This is a genomic window from Clostridium sp. HV4-5-A1G, from assembly GCF_900184915.1.
GTDB classification, from domain to species: Bacteria; Bacillota; Clostridia; order Clostridiales; family Clostridiaceae; genus Clostridium_B; species Clostridium_B aromativorans.
The window spans coordinates 1-11071 of sequence record NZ_FXYI02000121.1; the positions used below are offsets into that span (position 1 = coordinate 1).

Genomic DNA, 11071 nt, shown 5'->3' on the forward strand with positions numbered 1-11071 from the left:
TTTATATTATATATAAGAAAAAATTATCTTGGATGATTATAGCGTGAGATAACATCTGTTAACCGACGGGGCAATGATATATTTTCACAGTTATATCAAAAACTTTCAGGTAAAAATAGCGCTGTAGGACAAAACTCTGGAAAATCTGTATTTAAAACAGTACCGAAGGTGAAAGATGTTCTGCTCGAAACTCTCAGGTAAGTAAACAGAGGGATATGTGGACAAATTGTTCTTCATGTCCTTTTTTGTTGTATAAAAATATAATAGGAGGTTTTGTCGTGGAAGGATTGAAAAAAACTGCACTGTTTAATTCCTATGGAAAATATGGAGCAAAAATGATAGACTTTGCGGGATGGTCTATGCCGGTACAATTTGAAGGTATAATACCTGAGCACAGGGCGGTGAGAGAAAAGGCGGGGTTGTTTGATGTTTCACATATGGGTGAAGCCGATATAAGGGGGAAAGATGCACTGAACTTTGTCCAGAATTTAATTACCAATGACGCAGCTGTACTTGAAGACAATCAGATACTGTACACTCCTATGTGTTATCCAGATGGCGGTGTTGTGGATGATATTATAGTTTACAAGTTTGATGATGAGCATTTTTTCCTGGTCATAAATGCTGCAAATATCGAAAAAGACATCAGCTGGATGCTTGACAACAAGGATGGCTTTGACGTTGATATCGAGAATATATCTTCTTCCGTTATACAGTTGGCCATTCAGGGGCCTGAAGCTCAAAACATACTTCAAAAGCTTACAGATGTGAATCTGGAGAAAATTAAATTTTTCTTTTGCAGAAGAGATGTGCTTGTTTCTGGGAAAAAATGTATGATATCCAGAACTGGATATACAGGAGAAGATGGCTTTGAAATTTATTCTTCTGTTGAAAATGCAGAATATTTGTGGAACAGGATACTTGCAGCCGGAAGGGAAGAGGGTATAAAACCAATAGGGCTTGGTGCAAGAGATACACTGAGATTTGAGGTGAATCTTCCTCTTTATGGAAATGAACTTTCGGATTCCATCACCCCTCTTGAAGCTGGACTGGGATTTTTTGTGAAACTGGATAAAAAAAATTTTATAGGAAAAGAAGCTCTTTTAAAGCAGAAAAAAGAAGGCCCTGCCAGAAAGATAATTGGATTTGAAATGAAAGACAGAGGTATTCCGAGGCATGGATATGAAGTTCTTGCAGGATACAAAAAAATAGGCGAAGTGACCACGGGATACAGATCCCCCTCCTTGGGAAAAAATATAGGGCTTGCTCTTATAAACTCCAAGTATTCCAAACTTGGAACTGAAATTTTTGTCAAAGTGAGAGGAAAGCTTCTTAAAGCGGAGGTTGTGGACAAAAAATTTTATAAAAAAAATTATAAAAAATAATAGGGAGGAACTTTAAATGAAGATTTTAAAGGAAGCGCTTTATACTAAGGATCATGAATGGATAAAGGCAGACGGAAACAAGGCCTATGTGGGAATCACTGATTTTGCCCAGGACTCCCTGGGAGACATTGTGTTTGTGGATTTGCCGGAAGTGGGCTCTGAATTTGAAAAAGGTGAAGTTTTTGGAGCGGTGGAATCTGTAAAAGCAGCATCGGATCTTTATATACCTGTGTCAGGTAAAGTGTTGGAAGTAAATGAAGAACTTGCAGACAATCCTGAATATATAAACCAGGACTCTTATAAAAACTGGATAATTTCCGTTGAATTATCAGATAATTCGCAACTCAAGGAACTTTTAGATGCTGAAAACTATGAAAAATTATGTGACGGGGAGTGATACCATGCATCCTTATTTGCCGTTAACAGATGAAGATAAGCAGGCTATGTTAAAGAAAATAGGGGTAAGTAAAATAGACGACCTGTTTTCTGATATACCGGAATGTATACGTCTAAATAGAAAATTGAATATAAATGACGGAATGTCTGAGCTTCAGGTTAAATCCTATATAGAAGGTATTGCAGGGTTAAATAAAAGCTGTGAGGAGCTGACTTGTTTTTTAGGTGCAGGTGCCTATGATCACTATGTGCCTTCTATAATAAAGCATATAATATCCAGATCAGAATTTTATACTGCATATACTCCTTATCAGGCTGAAATAAGCCAGGGTACACTGCAGGCCATATTTGAATATCAGACAGTTATGGCTGATTTAACGGGTATGGATGTTTCCAATGCCTCAATGTATGATGGGGCCACTGCCTGTGTTGAAGCCGCACAGATGGCTGCAAACGCTGCAAGGCGTAAAAAGATAGTCGTATCCAAAACTCTCCACCCTGAGGTCAGGAGGGTGCTTGAAACCTATTTAAGATTTAAGGATTTAGAATTGGTGGAAATAGATGAAGCAGAGGGAGTTACAGATGTGGAGAAACTTAAGTCTGTATTGGACAGGGATACTGCAGCGGTAATAATTCAGACGCCGAATTCTTTGGGAATAATAGAGGAACTTGAGGACATAGAAAAATATGTTCACAAAAACAGATCTCTTCTGATAGTATACTGTAATCCAATATCCCTTGGAATTTTAAAAAGTCCTGGAGAATGTGGTGCAGATATAGCCGTAGGAGAAGGGCAGTCTCTTGGAAACAGAATGAATTACGGAGGACCTTATTTCGGATTTCTGACTACCAGGAAAAAATATCTTAGAAAAATTCCGGGAAGAATTGTAGGTGAAACTACAGACAAGGAAGGAAAAAGAGGTTTTGTACTTACACTTCAGGCAAGGGAACAGCATATAAGAAGAGAAAAAGCTTCTTCAAATATTTGTTCCAATGAAGCACTCAATGCCCTGACTGCACTCATCTATTTGACTACTCTTGGTAAAAAGGGGATAAGGGAAGTGGCACTCCAAAATGTGCAAAAATCTCACTATGCTTTTAGCGAGCTTGTTGAAAGTGGAAAGTATAAGTCGTTGTTTGATAGACCATTTTTTAATGAGTTTGTGGTTCAATCCAAGAATTCAGTGGAAAAAGTAAATAAAACGCTGCTGCAGAACAATATTCTGGGTGGATATGATGTGGAGAGAGCATATCCATCTTATAAAAACTCCATGCTCTTATGCGTCACTGAGAAAAGAACAAAACCTGAAATTGACGAATTAGTTTCTGTATTGGAGGGGATATAAGATGATAAGTGAATACAACAAGCTTATTTTTGAACTTTCTAAAAAGGGCAGAAGGGCCTATTCTCTTCCACAGTGCGATGTACCGGAGGAGGATATCTGTAAATTGCTGCCGGAAAAATTTATAAGCAGAGAGGAGCCGGAGCTTCCTGAAGTAAGTGAGGTGGATGTGGTAAGGCATTTTACGCTGATTTCCAATAAAAATTTTGGCGTGGATACAGGATTTTATCCTCTTGGCTCCTGCACCATGAAATACAACCCCAAGATCAATGAAGATATGGCAGGTTTAACAGGATTTACTGAGCTTCACCCCTATCAGCCGGAGGAAACAGCCCAGGGAGCTTTAAAGCTCATGTATGAGTTAAGTGAAAAGCTTGCTGAAATAACAGGCTTTGATACAGTGTCACTGCAGCCTGCAGCAGGAGCCCATGGTGAAATTTCGGGGCTTATGATCATAAAGGCCTACCATGAAAAAAGAGAAGATTTTAAAAGAAAGAAGATAATCGTACCTGATTCTGCCCATGGAACAAATCCAGCCTCAGCTGCCTGTGCCGGATTTGAAGTGGTAGAAGTGAAGTCTGCTGAAGATGGAACTGTGGATATTGAGTCCTTAAAATCCCTACTGGATGATGAAGTGGCCGGGCTTATGTTAACCAACCCAAATACTCTGGGGATATTTGAAAAAAATATACTTAAAATAGCAGAGCTTGTGCATGCTGCAGGAGGGTTGCTTTACTATGATGGTGCCAACATGAATGCCAATATGGGAAAGACAAGACCCGGAGACATGGGATTTGACGTGTGCCATATGAATCTTCACAAGACATTTTCAACACCCCATGGAGGCGGAGGACCTGGAAGCGGTCCTATAGGAACTAAAAAAGAACTGTCACAGTTTTTGCCTGTGCCCATAGTTGCCAGGAAAAATGACAGGTATTATCTTGACTATGACAGACCTTGCTCCATAGGAAAAGTCAGAAGTTTTTACGGAAATTTCGGGGTGATGGTAAGAGCTTTTTCCTATATACTGAGCATGGGTGCGGAGGGACTTAGAGAGGTCAGTGAAGATGCAGTGCTCAATGCAAATTATATAAAGGAAAGCCTTAAAGAACACTACAATGTTCCAATGGAAGGTGTCTGCAAGCATGAATGTGTACTTGGAGGACTGAAAAATGATGAAAATGGCGTCACCACTCTCGATGTGGCAAAAAGACTTTTAGACTACGGATATCATCCGCCTACTATATATTTTCCCCTTATTGTAAAAGAGGCCATGATGATAGAGCCCACGGAAAATGAGAAAAAGGAGACTCTGGATGGATTTATAGAGGATATGATAAAAATTGCAGAGGAAGCGGAGAAAAATCGGGATATAGTTAAATCTGCGCCTAATACCACCGATATTAAGAGGCTGGACGAGGTTAAAGCAGCCCGGAAACCTGTGGTAAAATGGAGTAGGTAAAAGGGGTGTAATTATGATTGAAGCTGGTGACCGTGATTTTAATAAATTGTCCATGTTTAGAAATATAGATAAAGTTACATTGAAACTGCTCAGGGAGAAAGCTTTCAAAAAAAAGCTGCCCAAGGGCAAAGTATTATTTTATGAAAAAGACAAAGTGGATAAAATTTACCTTATTTTGAAAGGCAAGGTAACCATGTACAGGATATCGGAGGAAGGACAGAAAAGAATTATCTATATTTTAAATGACGGGGACTTTATAAATGAGGTCGCCTTTGAAAATCTGCCTGCATCCATAAGCTGTCAGGCCTTTGAAGATAGCTGCATCCTGTATTTCTTAAAATCGGATCTGATGGAGCTCATGGCAGGTGATTTTGCTCTTACCTGTATTATAATGAATTCCATGGCTAAAAAAATAAGGAGACTTTACAGGCAGCTGAAAAATACGGTGCCCTTGAGAATGGATAAAAAGTTGGCAGCCAAACTGTGGAAATTATCCAGGGATTATGGTGTGAAAACTGGAGAAGGTACGCTTATTGACTTGAATATAAGTATAACCTATCTGGCAGATATGCTTGGCAGTACCAGGGAGACTGTCTCAAGATGTATGAATGGTTTTAAGAAAAAGGGAATGATCAAATTTCAAAATAAAAGGATAGTAGTTGTAGATCCGGAAGCCCTGTCTGTATATTTTAGGGGAATTTAGCCTGCTGATGAGATTTCACAATATAAAATAAGGAGAAACCAAAACTGTGTTTGTAACGTTTAATGCAAACACAGTTTTTTACTGAAGCGTGATTTATATCACGCTTTATTTTTTGTATTTATGCTATGTTAAATATATGGCAATCTTTGTATCAATATTTTAAGGAGGAAAATGAGAAATGGGTTTTGTAACTGATACCGAAGGATTTAACTGTTTCTTGAGGAAATTACGAGAAAACTGCAGAGTATATGCTCCAGTGAAACTGAAGGGCAGGGGAAGGTTTTCTGATACGGATTCAGTAAGATACGGGCAGGTGAATACCATTGAAGAAATAGAATTTAATGCCAAGTCTGACTTTTCGCCTAAGGAAGTACTGCTCCCGATTACCCAGACATTATTTTATTTCACTGAAGATTCTGTAAAAGAGCCCGGTACAGATGACAAGAAAATACTGATTTTTTTAAGGAGCTGTGACATTCATGCCATAAAGAGGATTGATGAAATTTATTTGAGAAATGGTTCCGAGGATGTCTATTATAAAAAGCTGCGGGATAAAGTTAAATTTGTGCTTATGGAATGTGAACACAGCTTTGAGAATTGTTTTTGCTGCAGCATGGGGTGCAATACCACCCGGGAATATGATCTATTTGTGAGATGTAGAGATGACAAAGTCTTTATAGAATGCAGAGACAAGAGTTTTGAAGGCTATTTTAAGGACGTAAAGCAGTGTGATGTAAACCCCTGTTTTGTAAAATCCAATGAGGTAAAAGTGAATATTCCTGAAAATATAGATGAAAGTATTTTCAACAATTCTATGTGGAAGGAATATTCTAGGAGATGCATTGCCTGTGGAAGGTGCAACCTGGTGTGCGGAACCTGTACGTGTTTTTCCATGCAGGATATTTTTTACAGGGATAATAAAAACACGGGTGAAAGAAGGAGAGTATGGGCATCCTGTCAGGTAGACGGATATACGGATATAGCCGGAGGGCACAGCTTCAGGCAGGACAAGGGTGATAGAATGAGGTTCAAGGTAATGCACAAGGTCTATGATTTTAAAAAGAGATTTGGATATAACATGTGTGTAGGGTGCGGAAGATGTGATGATGTATGTCCCGAATATATATCTTTTTCAAATTGTGTGAATAAATTAAATGATGCAGTGAGGTGATATAAATGGAAAATATGTATTTGCCAGAGGCAAGCAGAATAATTGATATAAAAAAGCACACTGATATTGACTACACCTTTAGAATGGAGTTTTCAGGGGAAGTAAGGCCTGGACAGTTCTTTGAAGTTTCAATTCCCAAATATGGGGAGGCACCTATATCCGTATGTGAAATAGGAAAGGACTATGTAGATCTCACCATAAGGCGTGTGGGCAGAGTTACAGACATAATTCACAGTTTCTTCAAAGGAGACAGGCTTTTCATGAGAGGCCCCTATGGAAATGGCTTTGATGTGAATTTGTATAAGCACAGAGAACTGGTGGTAGCTGCAGGAGGGACGGGTACAGCCTCTGTAAAAGGCATAATAGATTATTTTGCCTATAATAGGGATGAAGTCACAAACCTCAATGTGATTGTGGGTTTCAAGTCTCCGGAGGACATTTTGTTCAGAGACAATATAGAAAAGTGGAGTAAAAATGCCAATGTGATTTTAACTGTGGACAGAGCAGGTGAAGATTACCATGGAAATGTAGGGCTTGTTACAAAATATATAGAGGATCTTCCCGTTGAAAATTTAAAGCAGGCGCAGGTTATTGTAGTCGGTCCCCCGATGATGATGAAATTTACCATAGAGGAATTTTTAAAGAAGGGAATCAGTGAAGAAAATATTTGGGTTTCCTATGAGAGAAAAATGTGCTGCGGTTTGGGAAAGTGCGGTCACTGCAGGATGAATGACACCTATATATGTCTGGAAGGTCCGGTATTTAACTATGTGAAGGCCAAACACCTGGTGGATTAGAAAAGGAGGGTAAGTTATGGACATCAATACAAAAGTCTTGAAAAAAAATGCATTCAGGGTAACCAAGGAAAGAGGTAAAACTGCCATAAGGATAAGAGTGCCGGGAGGACATATTAAGGCGGAGTATTTTACCCTGCTCCAAAAAATTTCAGAGGAATATGGAAATGGTACAATTCATATTACAACCAGGCAGGGGTTTGAAATACCCGGAATTGACATGAAGAACATAGCCCTGATAAATAAACTCATACAGCCTGTTATTGAAGGGCTTGGAATAAATCAGAGTAATGTGAATGGAGGGTATCAGGCTTCAGGTACGAGAAATGTCTGCGCCTGTATAGGCAGCAGGGTGTGTCCTTTTGCAAATTACGATACCACCTCTTTTGCAAAAAAAATAGAAAAGGCCATATTTCCCAATGACTATCATGTGAAGATTGCCCTTACAGGGTGTCCTAATGACTGTATAAAGGCCAGGATGCATGATTTTGGGATCATAGGCATGACGGAGCCGCAGTATGACAGCTACAGGTGTATAGGCTGCAAGTCCTGTGTCAGCAACTGCAGGCTCAGGTCTGCAGATGCCCTCAGCTTTGAAAATTTCAAAGTGGTGAGAGATGACAGCAAGTGTATAGGCTGCGGGGAATGTGTGGGCAAATGTCCGGCAGGTGCATGGACAAGAAGTGGTAAAAAATATTACAAGCTGGTTATAATGGGAAGAACCGGCAAAAAGGATCCCAGAATCGGCCGTGAATTCATCAAATGGATAGATGATGAAAACAGTATAGTAAGGATAATTTTAAATACCTATGACTATATAGAAAACTATATTGATAAAAATGCTCCCGGTGGGAAAGAACATGTGGGATATATTGTGGACAGAACCGGATATCAGGAATTTAAAAAGTGGGCCTTAAAAGATGTAAGACTCAATCCCGAAGCCGAAGTCAAGGAGCATATATAAAGGAGCATATATAGATGAAAGTAGGACAAAGAATACAACAAGAGAGCTGGATGGGAGAGGACTGTGAAAAAAGTCTGTAAATTAAAAAAACATTATTTCAGCTTATACATACATAAAAATAACGTACCTGGATTTGATTTACACAAATCTAGGTACAGCCTATTACTAATTAATTTAATACATCTTCCAATACTCTCATTATGTTTTTATAAGCTATCTTTTCTATATCTTCAGATTTATAACCTCTTTTAATTAAAATGTTTATTAAGTTAGGTATTTTAGATGCATCTTCTAGACCAGGTGTTGCACCATTACCGTTTTTACTGAATGACATTGCATCTGAATTTAGAAAATCACAAAAATCGAATCCGAAGCTAATATAATCGATGCCGACTAAATCTGTAATGTAGTCTATATGATCTGCTAATTTTTCAACACAGGGTTTTTGTTTGTCAATAAAACCTGCCCATGAATTCATCCCAATCACGCCTTTTCTCTCTGCAATTGCTTTAATTTGATCATCCTTTAAATTACGTTCTGTATTACAAATATTATAAACGTTAGAATGGGAAGCGATAAAAGGTTTTGTCGTTTTTTCATATATGTCCCAAAAAGTTTTTTCATTTGCATGAGATGTATCTATTAATATGCCTAAATTTTCCATTTTTGTAAGCGCTTCAAATCCGATTTTAGTAACTCCACGTTCTTTATTAGGACTTTTAACACCTGTAGCAAATTCATTTTCTTCATTCCAAGTCAGCATAGCATGTCTTATTCCTAAACGGTAAAGCATGCTTAAAACATCAACATTTCCTTTTAATCCGCTGAGTCCTTCCATTCCTAAAACAATAGCAAGTTTCCCCGAGGCCTGTATATTTCTAATATCCTGAGCATTTTCTGCAACAGCTGCACAATCTTTCATATCCCCTATTTCTTCACAGGTTGCTGCTAAAATGTCCATCATTCTTTTAGTAGCATTGTTAACATATGGAGGATCAATCCAAACTGCCAATAATATGCCATTTACATTGCCCTTTTGCAATCTACCAATATGATAGTTCCGCAATATGTTTTTTTTGCCTTTCATTCTTTTATCAGTAACATCAGCTAGTATGTCAGAATGAGCATCAAATACCTTAAATGTTTTCACTTAAATTTTCCTCCTGTTAAATATATTTTACATTATGCTTTTGTACCTTCTTTATTATATAGGTAAATTTCCTTTTCCTTTCATTATATTTTCATATCTTCCGTACATCAATAATGCAACTACTGCAAATATTGCAGGCCCGGCTATCATCCATAATGATGATGCAAAGTCTCCTTTTGTTAATGCAGGTTTAATTATTACTGCTACATTAGCTATTAAAACTGTAGCTGTTACTATTATTGTCCATATCAGTGAACTCTTATAATTTTTGTACACTACAAATGGCTTCTCAATTTCTTCATTCTTCTTAAATTTAGCAAATGCACCTGCGATGAATATATATGGCAATGTAGTAGCAACATTAGTCATCAGTACCAGTTTGTCAAAGAAAGCAGATGCTCCCTGTCCTCCTAAACTTACAAATAATATGAAAAGGATAATAATAATGCATTGGATCCACATGGCATTTTTAGGAAGACCATCTTTAATCTGTGACAGGTTTCCAGGCCATAATTCCTTTGGAGTTCCTTCCACCAACTGCTTTATAGGTGAATATGAGTATGAAACTAAAGCACCAAGATAAGTTAGAAATAATGATAATCCAACAAATCGCCCTAACCAGTTACCGAGTGATATTGAAGCAGCCGTACTTAATGATAATCCTTTACCTATTTCAACGCCTAAGTTATTCATAATAATAATTGTTACGTTGACCATATTTACATCTTTTCCACCTAATACACCAGTCCAGCTGGTAAATATGCCAACTGCAAATATGCCCAGAGCATAGCAGACTGCAATAAAGGCAGCACCGATTAAAACACCTTTTGGGAAGTTCTTTTCAGCATTCTCCGTTTGGTCTGTAACGCCTGCAACTACTTCAATACCAGCATAAGCAAGTATTGCAAAAGATATAAAAGATATTATTGATACAACTGATTGATAACCAGGGTTAGGTGAATGAACAAGTGCCTGCGCATTAATAGCCTGAGCTAAATGCCCATGATTTAGTATAAATACTATTATCGCACCAATATAAGCAACTATATTGATAAACGCTACTGAAATACCTCCTAGGGAAGTTATTTTTATTATTTTGTCTAAACCTTTAGTTGCCGTAAAAGTTAATGCAAAAACAAATACTATAGTTAATAGTCCCAAAGTATGAGTTGCATTTAATCCCAAGAAAGACCAATTTGAAGTTGTGTCTTTACCCAAAAGCATAGTTGAAAAATGAACCCATATTGAATTAGAAGTCAGCGTTATCCACACTAGCCAGCCAACATACCACATAAATATGGAAATAAATGCATATTTGGCGCCAACAACTTTTTCAAGCCATGAATAAATACCACCTTTTTCTTTTTTAAATGCGGCACCATATTCTGCAACCATAAATGCAAATGGAACCAGAAATGTTATTGCAGCTAATATATACCATGGGATTGCTGCATAGCCCATAAGCAGAAATGCTCTAGGAATATTCGGAAACATAAATACTGATGTAACGCACATTAATGCCAATGGTATTACAGTTAGTTTTTTATTAGCTTCTTTAGCTTTTTCTGACATTTTTTTCACTCCTCTAATATTTTATTTAAGATATTAAAAAGCTTTTCTCTCCCTTCTTTTTATAAGTTATTATTTCAATATATTGAAATAATAACATTCAGTATAATGAAATAAATATACTGTTTTATAAG

Annotated in this window: 10 protein-coding genes and 1 riboswitch; of the genes, 8 read left to right on the forward strand and 2 right to left on the reverse strand. The window is 37.6% G+C overall.

The window, feature by feature from the left end; all coding sequences use genetic code 11:
* The first annotated feature begins 126 nt into the window (after positions 1–126).
* Positions 127–219: riboswitch (glycine riboswitch) on the forward strand.
* Between the two features lie 59 nt (positions 220–278).
* The 8 genes from gcvT to asrC all read left to right on the forward strand — a co-directional run bounded on the left by gcvT (position 279) and on the right by asrC (position 8218).
* The gene (gene gcvT, locus J5G60_RS12570) at positions 279–1385 is read left to right on the forward strand and encodes a glycine cleavage system aminomethyltransferase GcvT (RefSeq protein WP_150355641.1); all 1107 of its coding nucleotides are present in this window, start codon (positions 279–281) and stop codon (positions 1383–1385) included.
* Positions 1386–1401: 16 nt separating this feature from the next.
* Positions 1402–1782 carry a glycine cleavage system protein GcvH gene (gene gcvH / locus J5G60_RS12575; RefSeq protein WP_150355642.1) on the forward strand — a complete coding sequence of 127 codons (381 nt, stop codon included), beginning with the start codon at positions 1402–1404 and terminating at the stop codon, positions 1780–1782.
* A 4-nt stretch (positions 1783–1786) separates the two neighbouring features.
* Positions 1787–3127 carry an aminomethyl-transferring glycine dehydrogenase subunit GcvPA gene (gene gcvPA, locus J5G60_RS12580; RefSeq protein ID WP_150355654.1) on the forward strand — a complete coding sequence of 447 codons (1341 nt, stop codon included), beginning with the start codon at positions 1787–1789 and terminating at the stop codon, positions 3125–3127.
* A gap of 4 nt (positions 3128–3131) precedes the next feature.
* On the forward strand, positions 3132–4586 hold the full coding sequence (gene gcvPB / locus J5G60_RS12585; RefSeq protein WP_150355653.1) for an aminomethyl-transferring glycine dehydrogenase subunit GcvPB: 1455 nt from the start codon (positions 3132–3134) through the stop codon (positions 4584–4586).
* Positions 4587–4599: 13 nt separating this feature from the next.
* On the forward strand, positions 4600–5289 hold the full coding sequence (locus tag J5G60_RS12590; RefSeq protein ID WP_150355643.1) for a Crp/Fnr family transcriptional regulator: 690 nt from the start codon (positions 4600–4602) through the stop codon (positions 5287–5289).
* 178 nt (positions 5290–5467) lie between these two features.
* Positions 5468–6460 carry an anaerobic sulfite reductase subunit AsrA gene (asrA, locus tag J5G60_RS12595; RefSeq protein WP_150355644.1) on the forward strand — a complete coding sequence of 331 codons (993 nt, stop codon included), beginning with the start codon at positions 5468–5470 and terminating at the stop codon, positions 6458–6460.
* Positions 6461–6465: 5 nt separating this feature from the next.
* Entirely contained in the window at positions 6466–7257 is a 792-nt protein-coding gene (gene asrB, locus J5G60_RS12600) for an anaerobic sulfite reductase subunit AsrB (protein WP_150355645.1), read from the forward strand.
* Positions 7258–7273: 16 nt separating this feature from the next.
* Positions 7274–8218, forward strand: coding sequence for a sulfite reductase subunit C (asrC, locus tag J5G60_RS12605; protein ID WP_150355646.1), 945 nt, complete (start codon positions 7274–7276; stop codon positions 8216–8218).
* Positions 8219–8387: 169 nt separating this feature from the next.
* Here asrC and J5G60_RS12610 read toward each other — a convergent pair whose 3' ends face one another.
* Positions 8388–9368 (reverse strand): dipeptidase, encoded by a 981-nt coding sequence (locus J5G60_RS12610; protein ID WP_150355647.1) that lies wholly within the window; start codon positions 9366–9368, stop codon positions 8388–8390.
* Positions 9369–9422: 54 nt separating this feature from the next.
* Positions 9423–10940 (reverse strand): glutamate/gamma-aminobutyrate family transporter YjeM, encoded by a 1518-nt coding sequence (gene yjeM / locus J5G60_RS12615; protein ID WP_150355648.1) that lies wholly within the window; start codon positions 10938–10940, stop codon positions 9423–9425.
* Positions 10941–11071: the final 131 nt, after the last annotated feature.